Here is a 24,984-nt window from a genome sequence, read left to right on the forward strand (position 1 = left end):
GCTCCAGAGCGGGTCGAGCGCGTCGGTGAGGCCCCCGAACGAGTCGAGCGCATCGAACCCGCCGACAACACCTCGCGACCGGCCGCTCCCCCGCGGCGACAGGCCGCTGGCTGACGCAGTGCAGAAGCCCCGCGTGCGGTGAGGCAGGCGGGGCTTCTGGACGTCGTCGAGGCGCTCACGCGACGGTGAGCTAGGCCGACTTCTCGGCGCGCAGCTCCGGTCGCGGGATGATCGTCGGTGCGGCGTTCTTGAGCACCACGTCGCGAGTGATCTCGACTCGGCTCGCGTCGTCGAGAGAGGGCACATCGAACATGACCGGCCCGAGCGTCTCCTCGAGGATGGCTCGGAGCCCGCGGGCACCGGTCTGGCGCAGCACCGCGAGGTCGGCGATCTCCTCCAGCGCGCCTTCGTCGAAGACGAGCTCGACACCGTCGAGTTCGAACATCTTCTGGTATTGCTTCACGAGCGCATTGCGCGGCTGCGTGAGGATGTCGATGAGTGCGCCCCGATCGAGCGGCGAGACCGTCGTGATGACGGGAAGGCGGCCGATGAACTCCGGGATGAGCCCGAACTTGTGCAGGTCTTCCGGGAGCACCTCGCTGTAGAGGTCGCGATCATCGTTCTTCGAGTGCAGGGGGGCGCCGAAGCCGATGCCCTTCTTGCCGGCACGCTGCGAGACGATCTCCTCCAGGCCCGCGAAGGCACCCGCCACGATGAAGAGCACGTTCGTCGTGTCGATCTGGATGAACTCCTGCTGCGGATGCTTGCGGCCACCCTGCGGCGGAACCGACGCGACAGTGCCTTCGAGGATCTTCAGCAGCGCCTGCTGGACACCCTCGCCGGAGACGTCGCGCGTGATGGACGGGTTCTCCGCCTTGCGCGCGATCTTGTCGATCTCATCGATGTAGATGATGCCCGTCTCGGCACGCTTCACGTCGAAGTCAGCGGCCTGCAGCAGCTTCAGCAGGATGTTCTCGACGTCTTCGCCGACGTACCCCGCCTCGGTCAGCGCCGTCGCGTCAGCGACAGCGAACGGCACGTTGAGCCGCTTCGCGAGCGACTGCGCGAGGTAGGTCTTGCCGCATCCGGTTGGCCCGATGAGCATGATGTTGCTCTTCGAGATCTCGACCTCGTCGACCCGCTCTTCTGCAGAGGTGATCTGGCCGAGCGCGCGGACACGCTTGTAGTGGTTGTAGACCGCGACGGCGAGTGCCTTCTTCGCGGGCTCCTGCCCGATGACGTACTCCTCGAGGAAGGCGAAGATCTCGCGCGGCTTCGGGAGCTCGAAGTCCTTGACTTCGCTGGTCTCGGAGTCGGCCATGCGCTCTTCGATGATCTCGTTGCACAGCTCGACGCACTCGTCGCAGATGTAGACACCAGGACCAGCGATGAGCTGCTTGACCTGCTTCTGGCTCTTGGCGCAGAACGAGCATTTCAGCAACTCGCTGCTTTCACCGATACGTGCCATGAGGACCTCCTTCGCGGTCTGCCAAGACTAACCCGAACCACCGACATTGCCCGGATGGCCGCGCCAGGGGGACTCCCCCGACACGGCCATCCGGGCACTGCATGTCGCTGTTCGGTCTACTCGAACTAGTCGATGATGACCGGCTCGGCGCCCTTGCGGCTCGTGAGCACCTGGTCGATGAGGCCGTACTCGAGGGCCTCGGCGGCCGACAGGATCTTGTCGCGCTCGATGTCGCGGTTCACCTTGTCGACGGGCTTGCCCGAGTGACGCGAGAGCGCCTCCTCGAGCCAGGTGCGCATCCGCAGCACTTCCTGCGCCTGGATCTCGATGTCCGACGCCTGCCCCTGGCCGGCGCCGCCGGTCGAGGGCTGGTGGATGAGGACACGAGCATTCGGGAGAGCGAGGCGCTTGCCGGGCTGTCCCGCGGCGAGCAGCACGGCGGCCGCGGAGGCTGCCTGCCCGAGGCACACGGTGGAGACCTCTGGACGGATGTACTGCATCGTGTCGTAGATCGCCGTCATGGCCGTGAACGATCCGCCGGGCGAGTTGATGTACAGCGTGATGTCGCGGTCAGGGTCCTGGCTCTCGAGCACGAGGAGCTGGGCCATGATGTCGTCAGCCGAGGCGTCGTCGACCTGCACTCCGAGGAAGATGATGCGGTCCTCGAAGAGCTTCGCGTACGGGTCCTGGCGCTTGTAGCCGTACGCCGTGCGCTCCTCGAACGACGGCAGGATGTACCGCGAAGAGGGGCTCTGGACGCCTGCCGGCGAGCCGCCGGTCAGAAATGGGGTGTTCATATGCTCTGGCTTCCTTACTCTGCCGACTCGGACGTGGACTCGGCGTCGCGCTTGGTGCCGCCGCCGCCCGTGACCTCGGTCGCCGACGAACGGATGTGGTCGACGAAGCCGTACGCCAGCGCCTCATCGGCGTTGAACCAGCGGTCGCGGTCGCCGTCCTCGTTGATCTGCTCGAGGCTCTTGCCCGTGCGCTGTGCCGTGATCGACGCGAGGCGCGCCTTCATGTCGAGGATCAGCTGCGCCTGGGTCTGGATGTCGCTCGCCGTGCCGCCGAAGCCGCCGTGCGGCTGGTGCAGCAGGACGCGCGCGTTCGGCGTGATGTAGCGCTTGCCCGGCGCACCTGCGGTCAGCAGGAGCTGGCCCATGGAGGCCGCCATGCCGATGCCCACGGTGACGATGTCGTTCGGCACGAACTCCATCGTGTCGAAGATCGCCATACCTGCGGTGATCGATCCACCCGGCGAGTTGATGTAGAGGTAGATGTCTCGCTCAGGGTCCTCTGCAGCAAGCAGCAGGATCTTCGCGCAGATCTCGTTCGCGTTCTCATCGCGCACCTCGGACCCGAGCCAGATGATGCGGTCTTTCAAGAGCCTGTCGAAGACGCTGTTCGGCAGTTGAATATCAGCCACGGTCGCTCCATTTCCCTAACGGTCGTCACCGAATCTAGTAGAGCCGCGAGGCCAGCGCTGGCCTGTTCGCCCACGGCACACGGTGCCTGGCAAAGGGCCAGACATGCACGAAGCGCCGCCGGTGTGATGCCGGCGGCGCTTCGCGAAGTGGAACTGGAGACTACTTGGCCTCGTCGTCCTTGACCTCGTCGGAGGCGACCTCTTCTGACTCGACGGCGTCGGCGGACGCCTCGGCCTCAGCTGCGGCTGCCTTGTCCTTGGCGCGCTGGACAGCGACCGTGAACTCGGAGATGTCGACGGCGTCGCCGTTGGTGTCGACGACCTCGGCCTTGTCCAGAACGAACAGGATGGCCTTGGAGCGTGCGACCTCGCCGATCATGCCGGGGAGCTGGTTGTTCTCCTGCAGGACGCCGATGAACTCCTGCGGAGCCATGCCGTACTGGGCTGCCGACTGGATGAGGAACTGCGTGAGCTCGTCCTGCTCGACCTCGACGCCCTCGGCCTTGATGACCTCGTCGAGGAGCACCTGCTGGCGGAAGGACTTCTCGGCGTTCGCGCGAACCTCGACACCGTGCTCGTCGTCGGGCTGGAGGCCCTCCTGCTCGAGGTGGCGCGTGACCTCATCGTTGATGAGCGTCTCCGGCAGCGGGATCTCGACGAGCTCGAGGAGCTGCTCGACGATCTTCTCGCGTGCGGCATCGACCTGCTCGAACGTCTTCTTGCTCTTGGCCTGCGTCTCGAGGTCGGCGCGGAGCTCCTCGATCGTGTCGAACTCGCTCGCGATCTGCGCGAACTCGTCGTCGACCTCGGGCAGCTCGCGGTCCTTGACCGACTGCACGGTGACCGTGATCTCTGCTTCCTTGCCCTCGTGCTCGCCGCCGAGCAGCCTGGAGCGGAAGGTGGTCTCCTCGCCTGCGGTGAGCGTGAGGAGCGCCTCGTCGGTGCCTTCGAGGAGCTGGCCGGAGCCGAGCTCGTACGAGATGCCCTCGGCCTCGTCGACCTTCTCGCCGTCGACCGTCGCGATGAGGTCGAGCGTCACGAAGTCGCCGTCCTCGATCGGGCGGTCTGCGGTGACGAGCGTGCCGAAGCGCTTGCGGAGCTCTTCGAGCTCGGCGTCGACGTCAGCCGCGTCGACGGCCGCAGCCTCGACCTCGACCTTGATGCCGTCGTAGGAGGGGAGCTCGATCGAGGGACGCGAGTCGACCTCGACCTCGACGACGAGGTCGCCTGCGAAGTCGGCGACGTTCGGCGTCTCGACGATGTCGGCCTTCGGGCGACCGAGCGGCTGCACGTCGGACTCTGCGACGGCCTGGTTGAAGAACACGTCGAGGCCATCGGAGATCGCCTGGTCGAGGACGGCGGCGCGACCGACGCGCTGGTCGATGATCGGCGTCGGAACCTTGCCGCGGCGGAAGCCGGGCACCTGGATCTGCTCTGCGATGGTGCGGTAGGCCGAGTCGACGTATGGCTTGAGTTCAGCCGGTTCTACGTTGATCGTCAGCTTGACGCGGGTCGGGTTGATCTGTTCGACCGAGGTCTTCACGTGGGGCATCTCCTGAGATACGTGGGGTGACTGCGCGGATTCGCGCGTGGAGCGGGGTGCGACTGCACGCCGCGCACCACCCAGATGGGCGTATCGCCGCACTGATGCGGCTGCGAACAGCCTACGGCACCCACAAACGACAGCACTCTACCGGCAATCAGGATTCGTGTGGGCGCGGAGGCGCGAGCGCGGATCCGGGGAACGCGCGAGGGCAGGTGGGCGCGCTGTGCGCATCCACCTGCCCTCGCGGCATCCGCTGGTCGGCGCTACCTGGCGTCCTCTCGCTCGGCGGCCTGGACGGCGACGGCCTCCGTCTTGGCCTTCTGGATCTGCTTCTCGCGGGCGCGAGTCCGCAGGTGCTGGATGGCGCTGATGACGATGGCACCGGCCATGAGCACGTACAGCGCGATGGTGATGGGCGAGTCGACGAGGATGCCCAGGTCACCTTCGCTGACCGCCAGCGCGCGGCGCAGCTCGGTCTCGGCGAGCGGTCCGAGGATCGCGGCGATGAGCACGGGAGCGAGCGGGATGGCGTAGCGCCGCATCACGAAGCCGAACGCGCCGATCGCGAGAGCCAGCCAGAGGTCGACGGGCGACGAGGCGATGGCGTAGACCCCGAGCATCGCGAAGCCCGTGATGCCCGCGTACAGGTAGTGGCGCGGGATCAGCAGCAGCTTCGCCCAGACCGCGGCGAACGGCAGGTTGATGATGAGGAGGATGAGGAGCCCGACGAAGAGGCTCGCGAGGAGCGGCCAGACGAGGTCTGCGCTGCGCTCGAAGAGGAGCGGCCCCGGCTGCATCCCGTACTGCTGGAACGCGGCGAGCATCATCGCGGCCGTTGCCGACGTGGGGAGGCCGAGCGCGAGCAGCGCGCCCATCGCCGTTCCTGCGGTGGCGTTGCCGGCCGCCTCGGGCGCGGCGACACCCTGGATGGCGCCGCGCGTGCCGAAGTCGCGGTCGCCGCGGCGCTTCGCGAGGCGCTTCTCCGTGCCGTACGCGAGGAAGGTGGGCACCTCGGAGCCGCCGACGGGGATCGCGCCGAAGGGCACGCCGTAAGCGGTTCCGCGAAGCCACGCCGGGAGGGCCTGTCGGAGCTCACGAAGGTTCAGGTACGGCGATCCGGACGCGGGGATCTTCGTGAGCCCGCCCTCGCGGTGGATGCGGCTGGCGACGTGCAGGACCTCGCCGATCGCGAGGAGGCCGACCGTCACCACGATGATCGAGATGCCGTCGAAGAACTGCGGCAGGTCCATCGTGAAGCGCGAGGCACCGGAGGGGCCGTCGACGCCGACCAGCGCGATCGCGAGGCCGATGCCGAGCGCGATGAGACCGCGGATGACGGAGTCGGCGACCACCGAGGAGATCGCGACGAACGCGAACGCGGCCAGCGCGAAGTACTCGGCAGGCCCGAACTGCGTCGCCAGCTGCACGAGGAACGGCGAGAAGAACACGACGAGCGCCGTCGCGATCGTGCCGCCGATGAACGCGCCGATGGCGGAGGTTCCGAGCGCCTTCGCGGCTCGGCCGTCCTTCGCCATCCGGTGGCCCTCGAACGTCGTCGCGATCGCCGAGGAGTTTCCCGGAGTGTTGAGCAGGATGCCCGAGGTCGAGTCGCCGAAGAGTCCGCCGAAGTAGATGCTCGCGAACATGATGAACGCGCCGGTCGGGTCGAGGCTGAAGGTGACGGGGAGCAGCAGCGCGACGGCCATGGCGGAGCCGAGGCCGGGCAGCACGCCCACCGCGGTCCCGAGGACGGCGCCGATGAGCAGCCAGAGGAGGTTGATGGGGGTGAGGGCGACGGTGAAGCCCTCGAGGAGGTGGGTCAGCTGATCCATGGGAGGACTCCGCTCAGGATTCCGGACGGCAGCGTCAGGCCGAGGCCCGCCGAGAACGACAGCTGCACGAGTGACGAGAAGAGGAAAGCGACCCCGATGTCGAAGAGGTGGCGCTTGCTGCCGAGGGCGTAGGCGACCACCCAGAACAGTGCGGCGGCCGTGATGATCCAGCCGACCGGCTCGAGCAGCAGCGCAGTGCCCGCGAGCGCGGCGAAGACGATGCCGAGGGTCTTCCAGTCGGTGCCGTCGCGCTTCTTGCGCTCCTCCCCCGCGGCGGCCGTGACGACGCGGATCTCGGAGGTCGTGTCGATCTGTCCGATGTCCTCGAGCAGCTCCGGTGAGATCTCGAGCATCTGGTCAGCTTCGTCTTCGTCATCGCGTGCTGGCCTGCGGATGACGGTGATCGCGAGAGCGATGGAGACGATGAAGAGGAGGATGACGACGATGGTCGGGAAGAACTGCGGCCCGGGGACTCCCGCGGTTGCCGGGACGTCCATGGTGGCTGTGCCGATCGCGAAGACCGCGGCGAGGAGGAAGACGAACGCGGCGACGCCGAGTTCGCTCCTTCCGTGCCACCAGGAGCGCGGGCCCGTCTGGATGCTGCTGGTAGCTGACCCTCTCGAATCTCGAGAGCGCTGCGCCTCACGCTGGTTCTGCACCTGACTCATAGTCCGAGCTCCTTCACGAGTGCGGTGACCTGGTCGGTCTCGCCGACGAGGAAATCTTCGAAATCGGTGCCGGGCTGGAAGCTGTCCGTCCAGTTGTTCCGGTCGAGCGCGTCAGCCCATTCGGGGCTGTTCTCGAGCTCGGTGACGATGGCGACGAGCTCGTCGCGCGTCGCATCGTCGATGTCGGGTGGGGCGACCACGCCCCGCCAGTTGACCATCGCGACGTCGACGCCCTCCTGCTTGAAGGTCGGGATGTCGATGCCATCGACAGGGTCGGGGGCGGAGATCGCGAGCGCCTTGAGGGTGCCGGCCTCGATCTGGTCCCTGAACTCGTTGTAGCCGGAGAGCCCTGCCGCGGTGGTGCTCGAGAGCAGCGACGAGAGCACCTCACCGCCGCCCGAGTAGGCGACGTAGTTCACGTCCTTCGGGTCGACGCCGACGGCCTTTCCGAGCATGCCGCTGAGGAGGTGGTCGATGCCGCCGAGCGAGCCGCCCGCGATCGAGTGGCCGCCCGGGTCCTTCTCCATGCCCTCGACGAACTCGTCGAGGGTGTTGTACGGCGACGAGGCCGGCACGACAAGCGCGTTGTAGTCGTCGGCAAGGCGGGCGATGGGCACCGTGTCGGCGAGCGACTCGCCCGTGTTGGAAAGCACGGTCGCCCCGACCATGACACCACCGGTGACCATGAGCATGTCGTCGCGCCCCTGCATCTGCAGCAGCTGGCTGAGCCCGATCGTCCCACCCGCGCCGGGCACGTTCACGACCTGGGCGTTGTTGACGATGCCGTTGGCTCGCAGCGCCTGCTGCGCTTCGCGGGCGAAGGCATCCCATCCACCGCCGGGCGCCGCCGGCGCCATGATCGTGAGCTTGCTCCTCGCCGATGCTCCGGCACCCGCACTGCTCGCGTCCACGACCGCGAAGCCGAGGACAGCGACCGTGACGATGGCGAAGAGCGAGGTGAGCAGCTTGTTCGGGAGTCTTGTTCTACTCAATGGAGTATTCCTTCCGTTGGCAACGACTCTGTCGCCGCGCTGGTCTGCGCGCTCTCTACGATTGCACCGGGATTGAGCGTCGATGCCTTCTGGCCTTTATGGTCTTTGTGGACACGGAGGTCCGCCGGAGCAGCCGGTGCTCCTCGACGATCGGTGCACGGGGAGGTGTTGGAACGGCATGGCCAATGAACCGCGCGCGCAGCTCCGCGCCCTGCGCGGCCCACGCGTGCTCACGCTCGTCGCCGTGCAGTTCTCGATCGTCGTGATCTGCATGCTCGCGACGCTGCTCGTGGCACTCCAGGTGCAGCACACCTCCATCCGCGAGGAGACCGGCGAGCGCACGCTCGCCGTGGCTATGAGCCTCGCCGAGCTGCCTGCTGTGGTCGACGCCGTCGGCGAACCGGATGCCGGTGACACGCTGCAGCCGATCGCCGATCTCGTCGCGGAGTCCGCGGGCGTCGACTACGTCGTCATCACCGACGACGAGGGCATCCGCATCACCCACCCGGTGCCCGAGCGGCGAGGCGAGATGGTCTCGACCGACCCTAGCGTCGCGCTCGGAGGCGAGACGTTCGTCGGCTCCGAGGTCGGCACGGTGGGTCCGACGCTCCGCGCGAAGGTGCCGGTCTGGCGTGACGGGGTCGTGGTCGGCACCGCATCGGTCGGCATCCTCGAGTCCTCGATCTCCGCGCAGCTGGAGGATCGCATCTGGCAGGTGGTCCCGTGGGTCATCGGCGCGGGGCTCTTCGGGCTCGCGTGCGCCGCCGGGGTCTCCCTAGTCCTCGGCCGACGCTTCGACCATCTCGCGGTTGCGGCCCAGGAGCTCGAGACGCAGCGCCGCTTGTCGGCGGCACTTCGCGAGCAGACCCACGAGTTCTCGAACCGCCTGCACGTCCTCTTCGGGCTCATCGAGGTCGACGAGCGGGGCGAGGCTCTCGAGTACATCCGCTCGCTGACGCCGGTGGATTCGCTCGCCGCAGATCCAGAGCTCGAACAGGCCCTCTCAGATGCGCCCGTCCGAATCCGAGCGATCCTGGCAGCTGCGAGCGCGCGCCTCTGCGAGCACGGCGGGCAGCTCCACGCCGATGTCGAGAGCGACGATCGGGCCGTCCTCGAGCTCATCTTCGACGACGATGCGGCCACCGTGCTCAGCAACCTCGTCGGCAATGCGACCGAGGCCGTCGAAGCCCAGGGTGCCCGCGGAATCGTGCGCGTCGCCGTCGAGGCGGCACCCTCCGGCTTGCGGATGCAGGTCGACGACAGCGGTCCGGGGGTTCCGGAGGAGCTCAGGAGCCAGATCACCGAGGTCGGCTTCTCGACCAAGGAGACGCAGACGATGGACGGTCTTGTGATTCCGCGCGGCGTCGGCCTCGGCCTCGTGCGCCGCCTCGCACGGGAACACGGCGGAGACCTCGTCATCTCGGACAGCGAGCTGGGCGGCGCGCGCTTCGTGGCGACTCTGTCCGCCGCTGGTGCGCGCGGCGCGGGCGGGTCCTCTGAAGCTCCGACTGCTGGGAGGATCGCACCGTGACCGCCATCCGCACGCTCATCGTCGATGACGAGACCGCCGTCAGACGCCTGCACGAGCGAATGCTCGCGGGCGTCGACGGCTTCGAGGTCGTCGCCACCGCAGGCAGCGGCCAGGAGGCCCTGGAGGTGGCCGCCGGCACGGAGATCGACCTGGTGCTGCTCGACGTGCACCTCCCGGACTTCAGCGGCGTCGAGGTGCTGCGCCGCCTGCGTCAGCTGCTCGGCGACTCCTTCGATGCCGTCATCATCTCGTCGGCCAACGACCGCCTGTCCGTCGCGCAGCTCGCGACGGCAAGCATCGCGGACTACCTCGTGAAGCCGTTCTCAAAGGCCAACTTCGAGGCCAGGCTCGTCAACTACCGGGACACTCGCGTGGCCGCGCCGAAGCCGGAGGCCGCCACGCCGCAGACGGCCCCACTCCGGCAGCAGGACATCGACGGGCTGCTCGCGCGGCGCGGCGGCGGTCCTGCCCCGTCGGCCGACCGGGCAGGCGCCCAGGGACTCCCGTCGCCGACGACGCGGGGCAGGCCCCTGCCGAAGGGACTCTCGGAGCCGACGATCAAGCTCGTCCTCGCCCACCTCGGATCGGAGTGGCAGTCCGCGCTCGACGTCGCGGAGGGGTGCGGCCTCTCCCGCGTCACCGCGCGTCGGTACCTCGACCACCTCTGCGCGCGCGGCCTGGCGGTCCTCGAACCGGTCTACGGCAAGCGCGGCCGCCCCGAGCTCCGCTACCGCCGCGCGTCCTGACTAGCTGGTCGGGGTGGGTGCCGCGCCCTCGAAGCTGATGCTCCAGGCCGTGTCCTCGTACGGCTCGACGCGGATGATCGTGGGACCGGCCGGGAAGGGCCTGGTGAGCGACGTGACCTCGCTGATGCTCTCGTACCAGCTGTCAGCGCCGAACGTGTCGATCGAGATGCTCTGCTCCGGTTCGAAGGTGAAGGTCGCGTCCCCACCGGCGCCCGTGTAGAGCACGACCTCCGGCCCGGACCCCGAGTACTGGTCGTCGAAGGAGGGCAGCGTGTCCGTGGAGACGAGCGTCACCGTCCAGTCCCCCTCGGCCTCGATGTCGATGGCGCGGAACTCGTCGTCCGTCCACTCGTTGATGACGGCGAGGCCCGAGTACTCGTCGTAGGCGGAGAGAGAGGAGCCGCCCATCTGCTCGCCGTCGGCGTCGACGTCGTAGATGCGCAGCCGTTCGCCCTCGAACTCGACCTGCAGCAGGCCGATGTCCGCAGATCCGCCCGGCAGGGTGACGTCGAACCGCGCGTTGCCGGTTCCCGAGACGGTGGTCGTCCCGTTGAGATCGAGCGTGCCGGTGCCGCCGGAGAGCTCCGTGACCGCTCCCCGGATCGAGCCACCCGTCGAGCCGATCAGCTGGATCACGAGCGCCACGACCGTCAGGACGAGCGTGATGACGCCGACGACGCGGCGCCCTCCGCCGGCACGCAGCAGGCCGATGCTCGCGATGAGCGAGACGACGACGAGCACCCAGGCGATGAACGAGATCCCGGAGATCGCGAAGGTGAGGGCGAGGATGGCGGCGATGACGCCGAACCAGCCGCCACCGCCCTTCTTCGCCGTCGCAGCGGTTCCCTTCGACGCAGGCGAGGGTGCTGCCGGCGGCACGGGACGCTGCTCCGACGGAGTCCAGGAGGCCTCTCCCCGCTGCCCCGCGCCGGTCCCCGGCCGGCCGCTGACCAGGGCGCTCTGGACCTCCCTGGCACGCTTCCCGAGGAGGGCGCTGCTGTCGGTCGCGACCCGCGTGAGCAGTTCCTCGCGGTTGAGTGTGACGTCAGCCGGCTGCGAGAGCTCTTCGCCGTCCCCCGCGCCGGGAAGCACGTGCCCCGCCGACTGCGTTTCCTGCTCGCGGCGGATGATCGCGTCGAGCTCCTCCAGCGTGCGCGGCGGGTCAGACAGTCCAGCCGGGGTGTCATCCCCTGTTGTCGTCGACGGCGGAGTGCCGTACGGATCGCGGTCGGCGTCCTGCGCATCCCGAACAGCTTCGCGCTGCTCGTCCTCGAGCCGCTGCGCGTCGCCCCTGCTGTCCTGCGCCGCCCATTTCGACACGAAGTCCGGGGCACGGTACCCCGTCGGCGCCTGGTAGTCGCGTTGCGAATAGTCGACGGCGCCGTCGTCCTTCTCGGAGTCGTCTGGCGTCGAGTTGTCTGGCACGTGAGCTCCTCGGGGCGATGAACGGGGCAGTGATCGCGCATCCATTGAACTACATGCACTCAGCCGGGCCTGCGAGCGAGTAGATTCTCGAGACCGCCGTCAGAGAAGGAGGGCCCGAATGTCGCAGCTCGCAGACTTCAGCCGTGAGGAGTTCGAGGTCAGGCTCGCGAACACGCGAGTCCGGATGCAGGACGCCGGCCTCGACGCCCTGCTCGTGACCGACCCGGCCAACCTCCACTACCTGACGGGGTACAACGCCTGGTCGTTCTACATGCCGCAGTTCCTCTTCGTGCCGGCCGACGGTGATGTGCTGCTCGTCATGCGGGCCATGGATGCGCACGGCGCGCATCACACCACGTGGCTGCCGCGCGAGCAGGTCGCCGGCTACCCGGAGAGCCTCGTGCATCGCGCCGAGGTGCACCCCATGGACTGGGCGGCCACCGAGCTCCGCGAGCGCGGGCACGCGGCCAGGAGGATGCGCGTCGGCTACGAGTCGGAGGCGCACTTCTTCTCGGTTCGATCCTTCCTGACCCTGCAGCGCAGGCTCCCCGAGTGGGAGCTCGTCGACAGTCGGGAGCTCGTCAACTGGGTGCGCCTCGTGAAGTCGAATGCGGAGCTCGCGCTCATGCGGAGCGCAGCCGCCGTGAGCTCGAACGCGATGGCGGTCGGTATCGATGCGCTGCGCGGCGGCAGGAGGCAGAGCGACATCGTCGCGGAGATCCAGGCCGCGCAGGCCGCGGGGATCGGCGACGCCGAGGGCGACTACCCGTCGATCGTTCCCATGATGCTGGCGGGCGAGGGCGCAGACACGCCTCACCTGACGTGGTCGAGCGCCGAGATCGTGGCCGGGGAGGCCGTCTGCCTCGAGCTCGCGGGCGCCCACCGCCGCTACCACGCCCCGCTCGCTCGCACCGTGAGCCTCGGCCAGCCGAGCGCTGAGCTGCAGCGGGTCGCCGCGACGACCCTCGACGGCTTCGACGCCGCGCTCGAGCTGCTGCGTCCAGGCCAGACCCCCGAGGCGGCAGTCGCGGTCTGGGATGCGGTGCTCGCGAAGCAGGGGCTCACGAAGGCGTCGCGCCTCGGCTACTCGATCGGCATCGGCTACCCGCCCGACTGGGGCGAGCACACCGTGAGCATCCGCTCGGGCGAAGAGACGGTGCTGGCCCCCAACATGACCTTCCACCTCATCGCGGGCATGTGGATGACGGGCTTCGGCTTCGAGGTGTCCGAGTCGATCCGCATCACCGAGACGGGCGTCGAGGTGCTGACCAGCGCGCCGCGCGAGCTCATCGTGAAGGGTGACGCGTGACCGGGCCGAGCGCAGCCGAGAACGCGGTGCTCGCACGGCTCGACCTCGAGAGCATCGTCGCTGACGCTGCCGAGCTCATCCGCGCGAGGGGCGAGAACCCCGGTGAGACGGAAGCCGCGACCGTCGAGGTCCTCGCATCGCTCTGCGAGCGGGCTGGGGCCCAGGTCACGCTCACCGAGGTCGCGCCCGGTCGGCACAACCTGCTCGCCGAGATCGGCGACGGCAATGGCCCCGCCCTGCTCTTCCTCGGACACAGCGATGTCGTGCCCGCGGGGGCCGGCTGGCTCGGCGACCCGTTCGAGCCGCGCCTCATCGACGGCCAGCTCATCGGCCGAGGCGCCGTCGACATGAAGGGCGGACTCGCCGCCGTGATCGCGGCGATGTCTGCCGTGCACTCGGAGCACCCGGATGTTCGCCTCTCACTGCTCTGCACCGTCGACGAGGAGGACACCGCGACGGGTGCGCTCCGCTACATCGCGGACGCGCCCACAGCGCGTGAGGTGCGGAGTGCGGGCGAGCCGCTGCCGTACACGGCGTGCGTCGTCGCCGAGCCGACCGGCCTCGACACCGTGGTCGCGTGCCGAGGCGCCACGAACTTCATCATCACGCTGCGCGGGGCCGCAGCCCACGCCGGCAATCCGGCTGACGGAGCGAGCGCCATCGCAGCAGCGGCCATCGCCGTGCAGACCATCGAGGACGACGCGAGACACATCGCGCAGCAGGCCCCAGCAGTACCCGGCCTGATCGGCACCGGGAGCTGGAACGTCGGCATGATCGCCGGCGGTCACGGCACCTCGATCGTCGCGGAAGAGTGCACACTCTACGTCGACCGACGGGTGCTCCCGCACGAGGAGCCGGAGGAGATCCTCGAGGACGTGCTCGCGCGCATCCGGTCGGCGATCGAGACGAGCGGGATGCTGAACGCCGAACGCATCACGGTCACCGGCCAGCTCGACATGGCGATGCCCGGGTTCCTCACCCCGCCCGACTCGCCCGTCCCCGGCACGGCGGTGCGGGCCGTCGCCGACGCGGGCGGCACCTCGAGCATCGGCGGATGGAGCGCGGCCTGCGAGGGTGGGTTCATCGCCCGGCATCACGAGATCCCCGTCGTCATCCTCGGACCCGGCGACGTCAAGACGCAGGCGCACCAGCCGGAGGAGCGCGTGCAGGTCAGCGACCTCCTCATCGCCGCGCGCGCCTACGCGCTTATAGCGCTCCGTCTCGGCGAGTCGTCCCGGTAACACCCAGGTGGGCGCGCTGGACTTGGGCATTACCCGTGTGGAACTTTCAGCAAGGAGCCCCCATGTCCTCTGATCAGTCCAACCAAGGGGGCCACAGCGCCACCCTTGCGCCCCTGACGCGCGAGATCGACCTCACCCCCATCCAGCGCAAGACCGCACGAAAGTCAGTCGCCGGTTCCGCGATCGGCAACGCCATCGAGTGGTTCGACTACGGCATCTACGGCTACCTCGCCATCTACGTCTCGCAGCTGTTCTTCACGTTCAGCGACGATCAGGGCGGCGCGCTCGCCCTCATCCTGACGTTCGCGACCTTCGCCGTGTCGTTCCTCGTGCGCCCGCTCGGCGGTATCGTCCTCGGACCGCTCGGCGACCGCATCGGGCGCCAGAAGGTGCTCGTCTTCACGATCATCATGATCAGCCTCTCGACGGCCACGATCGGGCTCCTGCCCTCCTTCGACTCGATCGGCTTCGTGGCGCCGATCCTTCTCATCCTGCTCCGCATGCTGCAGGGCTTCTCCGCCGGCGGCGAGTACGCGGGCGCGGCCATCTTCATGTCGGAGCACGCTCCTGACGACAAGCGCGGCTTCTTCGGCTCGTTCCTCGAGTTCGGCACGCTCGCGGGCGCCAGCGCCGCCGCCATCCTGTGCACGACCCTCGCCTTCATCGTCGGCGACGACGGGATGCTCGAGGGCTGGTGGCGACTGCCGTTCCTGCTGACGCTCCCCCTCGGCCTCGTCGCCCTGTGGATGCGCCGCCACCTGAGCGAGTCCGAGACGTTCGTCGACGACGCGCAGCAGCCGGGCGAGAAGCAGTCCGCGATCGGTGCGCTCGTGTCGCTCCTCAAGAACTACCCGATGCAGGTGCTCAAGCTGTTCGGCTTCGTGATCCTCATCAACGTCGCCTTCTACCTCGTGCTGACGTACATGCCGACGTACCTGTCGACGACGCTCGACCAGAGCACCGCCGAGTCGACCTTCTCCCTGGTGGTCATCCAGCTGCTCATGATGGCCGTCATCCTGCCGTTCGGCGCGCTCTCCGACCGGATCGGACGGAAACCGCAGCTCATCGCCGCGAGCATCGGCTTCACGGTGTTCTCGGTACCAGCGGTGATGCTCATCCAGACCGGATCGCTCATCGCGCAGATCGCCGGACTCGGCATCCTGGGCCTGTTCCTGGTGATGATCATCTCGACGATCTCCTCCACGCTGCCAGCGCTGTTCCCGACCGCGGTGCGGTACTCGGGGTTCGCGATCGGATACAACATCTCGACGGCGATCTTCGGCGGCACGGCGGCCTCGGCCAACACGTGGCTCATCGACCAGACCGGCAACGTGCTCATCCCCGGCTTCTATCTCGCCGGCGCGGGCCTCATCGGCCTCATCTCGGTGCTGACCTTCAAGGAGACCGCCGGGCGCTCGCTGCGCGGCAACGTCATCCCCGGCAGCGACGACTCCGAACGCGTCGCCGCGGGCGAGCACCTCGTCGGCAAGATCAACAAGTAGGCGAGAGCAGCACGTCCGAGCGGCGCGCGTGGAGGCTCGATGCCCCTACGCGCGCCGCTTTGTCGCAGGGCGGATGCGTCAGCTCGCGAGGACCCCGTCGATCTGGCCCATCGCCTCCGTCATGCCCTCGGCCATCCCCATCTCGAGGATGCTGTCGAAGTCAGCGGGCGATGAGAACACGGAGACGGTGGTCATGCGGGTGACGTTCCCGTGACCTTCGATCGTGACGGTGCAGCGCATGACCGGCAGCTCGAGGTTCCGGGAGCCGTCATCGTGCGCGAACCCGTTGTCGAACGACAGCGTGCGGTGCGGCTGGACGCTGACGAACTCCCACCATTCGCCAGCAGTGCTGCCGTCGGGGCCGGTCATATGCGAGGACACCCGGCCGCCCGGCTCGAACTCGAACTCGTCCACCGTCGAAGGCCAGGTCGGTGGGCCCCACCAGCGCTCGAGCTGGCGCGGGTCCTCCCAGAGCTGCCAGACCCGCTCCGGCGTCGCGGCGTGCTCGGTGACCACGGTCAGCGTGAGCTGATCCGCGTCCTTCTGCGTGGAGATGACGGGCATGGTCTCTTCCTCTCGATCACTGCTCGCCGGCATCGGCGCGCGCGGTGGGTGTTCCGGTCTGGTCGTCGTCGGCGAGCAGGTCGTCGATGCGGGAACTGCGGTCGCGCCAGAGCTGCTCGTAGGACTCGAGGAGCCGCGTCGCCCTGGCGAGCGTCGCGCTGTCGGCCTGCACGAGCTGCTCCCTCCCCTGCTTGCGCTTCTGTGTGAGGCCCGCCCTCGTGAGCACGGCGACGTGCTTCTGCACGGCCGCGAAGCTCATGGCGTAAGCCTCCGCGAGGCTCGTCACCGACTGCTCTTCGCGGAGCACGCGCATGAGGATGTCGCGCCTCGTCGCATCGGCCAGGGCCTGGAAGATGCGGCTGACGTCGTCCTCGCTGAGCTGTCGTGTAACCATTTGGTTGCACGTTACGCCTGACTCGCAACTCTTGCAAGGCAAACCGGCTGTGCAGCTCCCTCGTCCGCCGGGCGCATCCGCCAGACTGACGTCATGACCAAGGAACTCACGCGCGCGCAGCTGCTCGGCCTGCGCCAGCGCGCGCAGGCGCTCACGGGCGATCGCCTCACGGTCGCGGGTACTGCGGAGCGCTTGCTCGCCATACAGGGACAGGACCTGCCAGGCGCGCTCTGGTCGCTCGGACTCCGCTCGGGATCGACGATCGGCGAGGTCCGGGCGAGCTTCGACCGCGGAGAGCTCGTGCGCTGCTGGCCGTTGCGGGGGACGCTGCACGTCGTGCCCGCACGCGACCTGCCCTGGTTGCAGCCGCTGACGGCCGACCGCGCACGCGCATCCATGCGCAAGCGCCACCAGGACCTGGGGATCGACGCGGCATCCGAGAACGCCGCCCGGAACTCGCTGCACACCGAGATGGATGCACGCAGCGAGACCCGACGCCTCACGCGCGCCGAGCTCTTCGCCGCCTGGGAACGTGACGGCATCTCGACCGGCGGCCAGCGCGGCGCGCACCTCCTGTGGCTGCTGTCGCTCGACACGACCCTCGTCTACGGTCCGTTCACGGGCACCGAGCAGCAGCTGGTCCTCGGCGCCGAATGGATCGCGAACCCAGTGATCCTGGACCACGACGCCGCGGTGCGCGAACTCGTCCAGCGCTACCTGCGGGGTCACGGCCCAGCGACGCTCGCCGACCTGCAGTACTGGTGCAAGCTGCCGCTCACCACGCTCAGGTCGGCGATCGATGAGCTGGGTGACTCGCTGGCCGGGGTGCAGTTCGACGGAACGCACCACCTCGTCGACGCGGCGGTGCTGGATGCGCGGGAGCGACCGAAAAGCGCCCCGACACTGCTGCTTCCGGGCTTCGACGAGTGGATCCTCGGCTACCAGGACCGCTCGGCGAGCGTGCATCCCGATCACGCCGACCTCATCGTGCCGGGCGGCAACGGGATGTTCCGATCGACAGTCGTGCGCTCCGGCACGTGCGTCGGTCTGTGGTCCAGGAAGACCACGGCAACGAAGACGAACGTGGTCGCGACGCCGCTCGCGGACGGCTTCTCGGCGACCGCGGTGCGTGAGATCACAGCGCAGGTGGACCGCTACGCAGCCTTCCTCGGCGTGGAGGGCACCTTCGAGGCGACCCCGTAAGAGCCCCAGGACGTCCCCCGACGACACCGATGGGGGTGGTGGTTCGTAGACTGCACCGGTGACCCATCCGAGTGAGCCCAAAGCGCCAGCGTCGTGGCGGACCGCGCTCGGGCGGCTCCTCGAGCAGCCGGGTGCCGCGGAAGCGGCCGCACAGGCGGCGCCGCACGAGCGGGTGGTGCCCCTCGCGCTGCAGTTCGAGGTGCGGGAGCTCATCCCCCGCACCATGTACCGCTGGAACGGGCCGACGTCGCGCCGAGCATTCACGGGCGAACGTGGCGCCGGCGTCGGGCTCGACGAGCTGCGCCTCGGCGTGCGGCCCGTCATGCAGGGCGTTCGCGGCAAGTGGGTCAAGGGCGACCTCACGTGGGCGAAGCTGCGGCACCTCCGCGGTCGCCGCGATCTCGACCCGCGGCACCAGGCCTGGTTCGCTCAGTTCTTCGCCCTGCACCGCGCGGCGCGGCCCGCGGAGCCGGGCCAGCACAGCGAGTGGGTGTTCCTCGATGAGGCGACGAGTCCCGTCATGTGGACCATGCTGGGGGAAGCCGCCGGCCTCGACGTCGCCTTCGTGGGCACCGGCAAGCGCGGCAGCATCACCCTCGAGCGCTCATCCAACCTCACGCTGGACGCCCGCAGGACCGAGGACGGCCTCGACGTCGCCCCGCTCCTCCTCATCGGGGATGCGCCCGCCGACTTCGACACGGCACGACCGGTCGGCGACCACGGCGTCTACGCCTTCGATGCTGACAACCCCGACCGCATCCGCCTCGCGCCGAGCGACACGCGTCTCACACAAGCGCAACTCGCTCTGCTGGAGCCGGGCAGGGCGCACCGAGCGCGGTTCACGGTGCCGAGCACCGATGCCGCAGAGTTCGAAGCGGCCCACCTGCCTGAGCTCGCGGCGCACCTGCGACTGGGGAGCACCGACGCGTCGGTCCGCATCCCCGACCCGGCGCCACCCGAGCTCGTCCTCACGACCACGTTCGGCCCGAGGCACAGCCTGGAGCTGCGCTGGAAGTGGGCGAACCCCCGGTCGCGAGCAACGCCGCCAGCACTCTCTTCCGTGATCGACGAGGGCCTGCTGCCGCGCGACTGGATGCCGGAGGACGTCGACGAGCCAGGCTCCCTGCCCGCGCGGGTGACGCTCACGCAGATCGACGCGGCCCGCTTCGCCGCCGAAACACTGCCTCGACTCGAGGCTCTGCCCGGCATCCGCGTCGAGACCGTCGGCACTCCACCCCAGTACCGCGAGCTCCACGGTGCACCCAACCTGACCGTCACGACCGTGCCCACCGAACGGCACGATTGGTTCGACCTCGGCGTGACCGTCACGGTCGACGGCAAGGTGATCCCGTTCACGAAGCTCTTCAAGGCGCTCGCCCTCGGCAGGCCCAGGCTGCTGCTCATCGACGGCAGCTACCTCTCCCTCAAGCATCCGGCGTTCGAACCCTTGCGCGAGCTCATCAGCGAGGCGCAGGGGCTCAACGAGTGGGAGCCGAACCGACTGCAGATCAGCCGGCGGCACGCGAGCCTCTGGTCGGACTTCGAGGACCTTGCCGACGAGGCCAAGCCGGCGGTGGAGTGGCGGCAGCTGCTCCGCGAGCTGCAGGAGGACGCCCCGTCACGCATCGTCCCTCCCCGCGGACTCCAGGCAGAGCTGCGCCCCTACCAGCAGGAGGGCCTCGACTGGCTCGCGTTCCTCTGGCGGAACAGGCTCGGCGGCATCCTCGCCGACGACATGGGGCTCGGCAAGACGCTGCAGACGCTCGCACTTGCACAGCACGCACGCGAAGAGGCGCCAGAGGGCCACGAGCCCGCGCCACTCCTGGTCGTCGCACCCACGTCCGTCGTCGCGAACTGGGCCTCGGAGGCGGCGAGGTTCACCCCAGAGCTGGTGACGCGCATCGTCGATGCGACGCAGGCCTCCTCGGGCCGACGGATCGCCGATGTCGCAGCCGGGGCGAGCATCGTCGTCACGAGCTACGCGCTCTTCCGCCTCGACTTCGAGGCCTACCGCGCCGTCGCCGAGGAGACGGGATGGTCAGGCCTGGTGCTCGACGAAGCACAGTTCGTGAAGAACGCGAACTCCCTCGTCAGCGAGTGCGCGCGCGAGCTGGAGGTGCCGTTCAAGCTCGCGATCACGGGCACCCCGCTCGAGAACTCCCTCACCGAGCTCCACGCGCTGCTCGCCATCACCGCCCCCGGCCTGTTCCCCTCAGCGCGACGATTCGGCGAGGAGTACGTGCGCACGATCGAGGGCAAGCGGCAGGGGGTGAGCGAGGGCGTCGGCGCGGGGCTCAGCGAGCCGGCGAGCGCCGAGGTGCGGGCCAAGCGGCTCGCGAGACTCCGCGCGCGCATCCGCCCCTTCCTGCTCCGCCGCACCAAGGAGCGCGTCGCGCCCGAGCTGCCGGAGAAGCAGGAGCAGACGCTGTTCATCGAGCTGAGCGAGGAGCACCGCGAGCTCTACGACCTCTACCTGCAGCGGGAGCGTCAGAAGCTCTTCGGCCTGCTCGAGGACCTCGACAAGAACCGCTTCACGGTGTTCCGCTCGCTCACGCTCCTCAGACTGCTCGCCCTCGACCCCGCGCTCATACACGCCGGGCTCGACGGCATGGCACCGGGAGACGTCCCGTCGAGCAAGCTCGATGCTCTCCTCGAGCACCTCGCCGATGTCGCCGCCGAGGGGCACCGTGCGCTGGTGTTCAGCCAGTTCACCTCCTACCTGAAGCTCGTCGCCGCTCGCCTCGAGGCCCAGGGCATCCCGTACGTCTACCTCGACGGCACGACCACGAAGCGGGCCGACGTGATCGCCTCGTTCAAGGAGGGCACGGCCCCCGTGTTCCTCATCAGCCTGAAGGCGGGCGGCTTCGGGCTGAACCTGACGGAGGCCGACTACGTCTTCCTGCTCGACCCCTGGTGGAACCCCGCGAGCGAGGAGCAGGCCATCGACCGCACGCACCGCATCGGGCAGGAGCGACGCGTCATGGTCTACCGGATGATCGCCGAGGGCACGATCGAGGAGAAGGTCATGGCGCTCAAGGAGCGCAAGGCGAGGCTCTTCGATGCGGTGATCGACGACGACGAGCTCTTCAGCACCGAGCTCTCCGCCGATGACATCCGAGACCTGCTGGTGTAGGCCACCGGAAAGAAGCGAGCACCGACGAGAAAATCCCGGCAGCCCTGCGTGGGCTGACCGGGATTTCGCTGGAGGGGCTGACGAGAATCGAACTCGCATCATCTGTTTGGAAGACAGAGGCTTTACCACTAAGCTACAGCCCCGAATCGGGACGAAGAGAATGCTACCGCATGTTGGAGTTGTCCGTGAACTCGCACCCCGCCCCGCGCGTCGCAGCGGGCCGTGTGGTCTGCGACACCCCGCGCGTCCGGTAACATTACCTGCGGTTCGCCGAGCGATCGGCACCGGGGTGTAGCTCAGCTTGGTAGAGCGCCCGCTTTGGGAGCGGGAAGTCGCAGGTTCGAATCCTGTCACCCCGACCAGACCCGCCAAGGCCCCCTCTCGAGGGGGCCTTTCGCGTTCCCCTCATGTGCCGTTCATAGACGCCTCACATGCACGCCGGGTGGTCCACATATGGATCGTCGTTATCTTCCTGTTATCTGCACGTCGGCGTGATGAGGCTTCGTCGCACCGTCGGCGGCCGAGGCGTTGCAGTGAAGGCCATCCGCGGCGCCCCAGCGCACTCCGAGAGGAACACCATTGCAGTCAGACCTGGCCCGCCCCAACAGCCCGCACTCCGTTCCGCTCACGGCGGTCGCTGACGCGACCGGTGGGTCGGTCTCCGCGGCGAGCGCGCACGTCGAGGTCACCGGTGTGTCCAGCGACTCCCGTCGCATCCGACCCGGCGATCTCTACGTCGCCATTCCCGGCGCACAGCGGCACGGCGCCGAGTTCCTGCCCGCCGTCGTGCGCGCCGGAGCCGTCGCCGTCCTGTCCGACTCGGCAGGGGCCGCCCTGGCGGCCGAGCACGGGCTTCCTGCCATCGTCGTCGAGAACCCGCGCGCGGTGATGAGCATCGCCGCCGCGACGGTCTTCGGAACCGATACCACAGCTCCCCCGCTCTTCGCCGTGACCGGCACCAACGGCAAGACGACGACCAGCTACCTGCTGCACGCGCTCTTCCTCTCGCTCGGCCTCAAGGCGGGCCTCTCCGGAACCGTCGAGCGCATCGTCGGCGACGCGCGACTCGAGACCCGCCTCTCCGGCCGCCTCACGACCCCAGAGTCGGACTACCTGCACGGGCTCGTCGCCCGCATGACCGAGGACGACGTGCAGGCGGCGGCAATCGAGGTCTCCTCGCACGGGCTCGACGGCGCCCGCGTCGACGGTCTGCCCTTCGAGAGCGCGATCTTCACGAACCTCTCGCAGGACCACCTCGACGTCTATGGCACGCTCGAGAACTACTTCGCCTCGAAGCTCACGCTCTTCACCCCCAGGCACGCCAAGCGCGGCGTCATCGCGGTCGAGGACGAGTGGGGTCGCCGAGCGGCACGCGAGGCGCAGATCCCCGTCGTCACGGTCGCTCGGGACACGGCAGAGGGCGCGGACATCGCTGACTGGCTGCTCCACATCGACGCCGAGGGCCTCGAGCGCACCGACTTCACCCTTCGCGGGCCGAACGGTGAGGAGCTCAGCTCCAGCATCGGCCTGCCGGGTGCCTTCACGGCGCTCGACCTGTCGCTGGCGATCGTGGCCGTCATCGGCGCCGGACTCGCCTCCCTCGACGAGATCCGCGAAGCGCTTGCCGCCACCGACGGCCTCCACCCGGTTGTCCCCGGCCGCCTCGACCTCGTGTCGGGCGACTCCGAGCTGCGCGTCTACGTCGACTACGGCCACACGGCGGCCTCGTTCCGCGCCGTGCTGCACGCGCTCCGCCCCTTCACGCCAGGCCGGCTCTTCATGATCTTCGGCGCAGACGGGGACCGCGACAAGGGCAAGCGGCCCGAGATGGCCCGCGCCGCAAGCGAGGAGTCGGACGTCGTCATCGTCACCGACTACAACCCGCGCACGGAAGACCCGGACGACATCCGCCGCACGCTCATCGAGACGATCCGCGCGGAGTTCCCCGAGCGGGAACTGTACGAGATCGCCGACTCGGCAACCGGCATCAACCACGCCATCGCGATGGCGGAGGTCGGCGACCTGATCTTCATCGGCGGCCACGGCCATCGGGCTGATGTCGAGGTTGACGGCCGCATCGTCCCCTACTCCGCCAGGGAGGCGGCGGCGAGCGCACTGCGCGAGCACGGCTGGCTGCAGCAGCAGGGCGCACCCGCCGCCTTCACGGCTGTGGATGCGGACAGCGCCTCACGCACGCAGCGCGCTTCCTAGCCTCGTTCCGTCGCAGACCTGGGCCTCCTGCATCCGAATCGCAGCTCGTGGATGCGGGAAACCCAGGTCTGCACCCCCGCGAGGCCAGCCCGCCCGGGGCACCCGGGGCACCCTAGCGGTCGGAGACAGCGTCGAACTCGCCCCGGTCTCGGGCCGCGAGGAGCTCCGCGTAGTCGAGGGCGGACTGCTCGGCGTAGCCGACGGCCCACTCCGCCATCGCCCCGTCGAACGACCCGCTCTTGCCGAGGTAGCCGGCGATCATGGGGGCAATCGGGCTCTGCGCGTGCGCACGGGCCAAGATCGTCCCGCAGGCCTCGCCGTACTTCGAGAACTCCGAAGGAGTCAGCTGCTCGAGCTCGACCGAGCCCTTCATATCCCTGAACTGCCGCACGTAGAAGTCGCGCTCGATCCCATCTTCGCCCGCGAAGCGCAGGTAGCCGAGGAACGGGTCGGAGACGGCCTGCAGGATGCGCTGGCAGCTCACGACCCGGTACCCCTCGCCGAGCTCGTCGTACTCGGCGCGCGTCCGCGCCTGCAAAAGCCGCCGCGGGTCGACGTCGCCGTAGGTCTCGAGCACCGACGCCGGCGCCTCCTTCACCTGCAGTACCAGCGCCTCACCCGCGGGCCCCGTCAGGATCAGGATGAAGCACCGAGTGCCGACGCTGCCGACGCCGACGGCCCTACGCGCGACGTCCGTGAGCGTGAAGTTGCCGAGCAGGAACGCCACGTCGGTGCCCACCGTGGCGCGGTACTGCTCGAAGAGCTCCTCGACGCGCGCCTCCGACTCCGGGGGGACGTGCGTCATCACGGGCGGGTTCTCCACGATGAGCCGCGTCCCGTCGGTCGCTCGCTCGGTGAGCTTGTCCACGAACTTCTGGGACGTGCGCTTCCTCGCGCTCTTCGTCGCCTTCGCGAGAACATCCTGCGCCTCCGTGCGGAACGACGGGTGCGCCACGTCCGTGTCGAGCCGAAGGTAGTACCGGTCGAGCGCCGAGTGGCCGACCATCTCGCGCATCCCCTCCCGGTAGGCGGCCGCCGTCTTCCTCGCCGCCTTCCTCGTCTTCTCCTCGGTCAGCCCGAGGTCGCGGGCGCCGACGACGACGCTCGCGATGAGCCGCTTGAGATCCCACTCCCACGGTGCTGACGCTGCTTCGTCGAAGTCGTTGAGGTCGAACACGAGCGTGCGCTGGGGCGAGGCGAAGAGTCCGAAGTTGCTGAGGTGGGCATCGCCGCACGCCACGACCTGGACGCCCGTGCTCACGCCCTGCGCGAGGTCGTGCGCCATGATCGCGGCAGCACCCCGGTAGAACGTGAAGGGGCGCTCGAGCATCCGCCCCATGCGCAGCGGCACGAGATCAGGCAGTCTCGCCGCGTTCTGCTCGGCGAGGATTGCCTTCGGATCGCGCTCTCCTGCGACGAAGATGGCGTGCTCGACGTGCGGTTGCGTCTTGCGGAGCGCCTTGCCCGCCGCGTAGAGCTCGTCACGGCTCGGGCGCGGCGCGCGGTCACGCTGCAGGCGGCTGAGGTGTGTCGGCATCGGGGTGGCCTTCCTCGTCGAAGCGTCGAGCTGAAGCCCGGTCTGGCACAGTGTCTCGCGATTCAGTGAACGCCGAAAGACGCAGGCTCCACCCCGCGAGCCATCACGACACGATGTCGTAGGTGACCCACGACGTCTCTGCAGCAACCGCGTCGTACAGGCGGCGCGCCGTCGTGTTGTCCTCCGCGGTGATCCAGCGCACGACGCTCAAGCCGGATTCCCGCGCATAGTCGCCGAGGTGCAGCAGCAGCGCCCT

Annotated in this window: 19 protein-coding genes, 2 tRNA genes and 1 pseudogene; 9 read left to right on the plus strand and 13 right to left on the minus strand. The window is 68.8% G+C overall.

The genetic code is table 11. The features are described 5' to 3' along the window. Positions 1–190: 190 nt before the first annotated feature. From clpX to ABVF28_RS02210, 7 genes are all read right to left on the minus strand, one after another. Positions 191–1,468, minus strand: a complete 1,278-nt coding sequence (clpX, locus tag ABVF28_RS02180; protein ID WP_104253100.1) for an ATP-dependent Clp protease ATP-binding subunit ClpX — start codon at positions 1,466–1,468, stop codon at positions 191–193. A gap of 125 nt (positions 1,469–1,593) precedes the next feature. Beyond that, positions 1,594–2,265 carry an ATP-dependent Clp protease proteolytic subunit gene (locus tag ABVF28_RS02185; RefSeq protein WP_104253101.1) on the minus strand — a complete coding sequence of 224 codons (672 nt, stop codon included), beginning with the start codon at positions 2,263–2,265 and terminating at the stop codon, positions 1,594–1,596. A 14-nt stretch (positions 2,266–2,279) separates the two neighbouring features. Next, positions 2,280–2,894 carry an ATP-dependent Clp protease proteolytic subunit gene (locus ABVF28_RS02190; protein ID WP_104240770.1) on the minus strand — a complete coding sequence of 205 codons (615 nt, stop codon included), beginning with the start codon at positions 2,892–2,894 and terminating at the stop codon, positions 2,280–2,282. Positions 2,895–3,054: 160 nt separating this feature from the next. Beyond that, entirely contained in the window at positions 3,055–4,446 is a 1,392-nt protein-coding gene (gene tig, locus ABVF28_RS02195; protein ID WP_371029323.1) for a trigger factor, read from the minus strand. Between the two features lie 257 nt (positions 4,447–4,703). Further along, on the minus strand, positions 4,704–6,272 hold the full coding sequence (locus ABVF28_RS02200; RefSeq protein ID WP_371029324.1) for a tripartite tricarboxylate transporter permease: 1,569 nt from the start codon (positions 6,270–6,272) through the stop codon (positions 4,704–4,706). Then, on the minus strand, positions 6,260–6,940 hold the full coding sequence (locus ABVF28_RS02205) for a tripartite tricarboxylate transporter TctB family protein (RefSeq protein ID WP_371029325.1): 681 nt from the start codon (positions 6,938–6,940) through the stop codon (positions 6,260–6,262). Before ABVF28_RS02205 ends, ABVF28_RS02200 begins: the two co-directional genes overlap by 13 nt. Continuing rightward, entirely contained in the window at positions 6,937–7,932 is a 996-nt protein-coding gene (locus tag ABVF28_RS02210) for a Bug family tripartite tricarboxylate transporter substrate binding protein (RefSeq protein ID WP_371029326.1), read from the minus strand. Before ABVF28_RS02210 ends, ABVF28_RS02205 begins: the two co-directional genes overlap by 4 nt. A gap of 178 nt (positions 7,933–8,110) precedes the next feature. Between ABVF28_RS02210 and ABVF28_RS02215 the strand changes: the two genes are divergently transcribed. Both ABVF28_RS02215 and ABVF28_RS02220 read left to right on the plus strand, forming a co-directional pair. Then, entirely contained in the window at positions 8,111–9,463 is a 1,353-nt protein-coding gene (locus ABVF28_RS02215) for an ATP-binding protein (RefSeq protein WP_371029327.1), read from the plus strand. Next, positions 9,460–10,209 carry a response regulator gene (locus tag ABVF28_RS02220; protein WP_371029328.1) on the plus strand — a complete coding sequence of 250 codons (750 nt, stop codon included), beginning with the start codon at positions 9,460–9,462 and terminating at the stop codon, positions 10,207–10,209. Before ABVF28_RS02215 ends, ABVF28_RS02220 begins: the two co-directional genes overlap by 4 nt. On the opposite strand, the gene ABVF28_RS02225 is transcribed toward ABVF28_RS02220, so the two are convergent. Then, complete coding sequence (locus ABVF28_RS02225) at positions 10,210–11,634, minus strand: hypothetical protein (protein ID WP_371029329.1); 1,425 nt, start codon at positions 11,632–11,634, stop codon at positions 10,210–10,212. A 118-nt stretch (positions 11,635–11,752) separates the two neighbouring features. On the opposite strand from ABVF28_RS02225, the gene ABVF28_RS02230 reads away from it, so the two are divergent. The 3 genes from ABVF28_RS02230 to ABVF28_RS02240 all read left to right on the plus strand — a co-directional run bounded on the left by ABVF28_RS02230 (position 11,753) and on the right by ABVF28_RS02240 (position 15,686). After that, on the plus strand, positions 11,753–12,943 hold the full coding sequence (locus tag ABVF28_RS02230) for a M24 family metallopeptidase (RefSeq protein ID WP_371029330.1): 1,191 nt from the start codon (positions 11,753–11,755) through the stop codon (positions 12,941–12,943). Continuing rightward, positions 12,940–14,184: a M20 family metallopeptidase gene (locus ABVF28_RS02235; protein WP_371029331.1), complete on the plus strand. Its 1,245-nt coding sequence runs from the start codon at positions 12,940–12,942 to the stop codon at positions 14,182–14,184. Before ABVF28_RS02230 ends, ABVF28_RS02235 begins: the two co-directional genes overlap by 4 nt. A 62-nt stretch (positions 14,185–14,246) precedes the next feature. Next, entirely contained in the window at positions 14,247–15,686 is a 1,440-nt protein-coding gene (locus ABVF28_RS02240; protein ID WP_371029332.1) for an MFS transporter, read from the plus strand. Between the two features lie 78 nt (positions 15,687–15,764). Here ABVF28_RS02240 and ABVF28_RS02245 read toward each other — a convergent pair whose 3' ends face one another. Beyond that, a complete protein-coding gene (locus ABVF28_RS02245; RefSeq protein WP_371029333.1) occupies positions 15,765–16,250 on the minus strand; it encodes an SRPBCC domain-containing protein in 486 nt (161 codons plus the stop codon). Positions 16,251–16,266: 16 nt separating this feature from the next. Continuing rightward, positions 16,267–16,644, minus strand: coding sequence for an ArsR/SmtB family transcription factor (locus ABVF28_RS02250; RefSeq protein WP_371029334.1), 378 nt, complete (start codon positions 16,642–16,644; stop codon positions 16,267–16,269). Between the two features lie 93 nt (positions 16,645–16,737). Here ABVF28_RS02250 and ABVF28_RS02255 point away from each other — a divergent pair, with 93 nt between their 5' ends. Further along, the gene (locus ABVF28_RS02255) at positions 16,738–17,847 is read left to right on the plus strand and encodes a winged helix DNA-binding domain-containing protein (protein WP_371029335.1); all 1,110 of its coding nucleotides are present in this window, start codon (positions 16,738–16,740) and stop codon (positions 17,845–17,847) included. Between the two features lie 58 nt (positions 17,848–17,905). Next, positions 17,906–20,980, plus strand: coding sequence for a DEAD/DEAH box helicase (locus tag ABVF28_RS02260; RefSeq protein ID WP_371029336.1), 3,075 nt, complete (start codon positions 17,906–17,908; stop codon positions 20,978–20,980). Between the two features lie 69 nt (positions 20,981–21,049). On the opposite strand, the gene ABVF28_RS02265 is transcribed toward ABVF28_RS02260, so the two are convergent. Further along, a tRNA-Gly gene (locus ABVF28_RS02265) sits at positions 21,050–21,123 on the minus strand. A gap of 142 nt (positions 21,124–21,265) precedes the next feature. Between ABVF28_RS02265 and ABVF28_RS02270 the strand changes: the two genes are divergently transcribed. Together ABVF28_RS02270 and ABVF28_RS02275 are read left to right on the plus strand one after the other, a co-directional pair. Further along, positions 21,266–21,342: transfer RNA gene (locus ABVF28_RS02270), tRNA-Pro, on the plus strand. Between the two features lie 217 nt (positions 21,343–21,559). After that, positions 21,560–23,191 (plus strand): Mur ligase family protein, encoded by a 1,632-nt coding sequence (locus tag ABVF28_RS02275; RefSeq protein ID WP_371029337.1) that lies wholly within the window; start codon positions 21,560–21,562, stop codon positions 23,189–23,191. A 112-nt stretch (positions 23,192–23,303) separates the two neighbouring features. On the opposite strand, the gene ABVF28_RS02280 is transcribed toward ABVF28_RS02275, so the two are convergent. Then, the gene (locus ABVF28_RS02280) at positions 23,304–24,728 is read right to left on the minus strand and encodes a DUF2252 domain-containing protein (RefSeq protein WP_371029338.1); all 1,425 of its coding nucleotides are present in this window, start codon (positions 24,726–24,728) and stop codon (positions 23,304–23,306) included. Positions 24,729–24,831: 103 nt separating this feature from the next. Next, positions 24,832–24,981, minus strand: a pseudogene (locus ABVF28_RS02285) (GNAT family N-acetyltransferase); the annotation flags it as partial. Positions 24,982–24,984 lie beyond the last annotated feature (3 nt).

It is taken from the genome of Pseudoclavibacter sp. JSM 162008 (assembly GCF_041366455.1).
Taxonomy (GTDB): Bacteria; Actinomycetota; Actinomycetes; order Actinomycetales; family Microbacteriaceae; genus Pseudoclavibacter.

Excerpts from the sequence above, each read along its gene's own strand:
- clpX (WP_104253100.1), bottom strand. The coding sequence starts at position 1,468 with ATGGCACGTATCGGTGAAAGCAGCGAGTTGCTGAAATGCTCGTTCTGC.
- ABVF28_RS02185 (WP_104253101.1), bottom strand. The coding sequence starts at position 2,265 with ATGAACACCCCATTTCTGACCGGCGGCTCGCCGGCAGGCGTCCAGAGC.
- tig (WP_371029323.1), bottom strand. The coding sequence starts at position 4,446 with ATGCCCCACGTGAAGACCTCGGTCGAACAGATCAACCCGACCCGCGTC.
- ABVF28_RS02200 (WP_371029324.1), bottom strand. The coding sequence starts at position 6,272 with ATGGATCAGCTGACCCACCTCCTCGAGGGCTTCACCGTCGCCCTCACC.
- ABVF28_RS02205 (WP_371029325.1), bottom strand. The coding sequence starts at position 6,940 with ATGAGTCAGGTGCAGAACCAGCGTGAGGCGCAGCGCTCTCGAGATTCG.
- ABVF28_RS02215 (WP_371029327.1), top strand. The coding sequence starts at position 8,111 with ATGGCCAATGAACCGCGCGCGCAGCTCCGCGCCCTGCGCGGCCCACGC.
- ABVF28_RS02230 (WP_371029330.1), top strand. The coding sequence starts at position 11,753 with ATGTCGCAGCTCGCAGACTTCAGCCGTGAGGAGTTCGAGGTCAGGCTC.
- ABVF28_RS02240 (WP_371029332.1), top strand. The coding sequence starts at position 14,247 with ATGTCCTCTGATCAGTCCAACCAAGGGGGCCACAGCGCCACCCTTGCG.
- ABVF28_RS02245 (WP_371029333.1), bottom strand. The coding sequence starts at position 16,250 with ATGCCCGTCATCTCCACGCAGAAGGACGCGGATCAGCTCACGCTGACC.
- ABVF28_RS02250 (WP_371029334.1), bottom strand. The coding sequence starts at position 16,644 with ATGGTTACACGACAGCTCAGCGAGGACGACGTCAGCCGCATCTTCCAG.
- ABVF28_RS02255 (WP_371029335.1), top strand. The coding sequence starts at position 16,738 with ATGACCAAGGAACTCACGCGCGCGCAGCTGCTCGGCCTGCGCCAGCGC.
- ABVF28_RS02280 (WP_371029338.1), bottom strand. The coding sequence starts at position 24,728 with ATGCCGACACACCTCAGCCGCCTGCAGCGTGACCGCGCGCCGCGCCCG.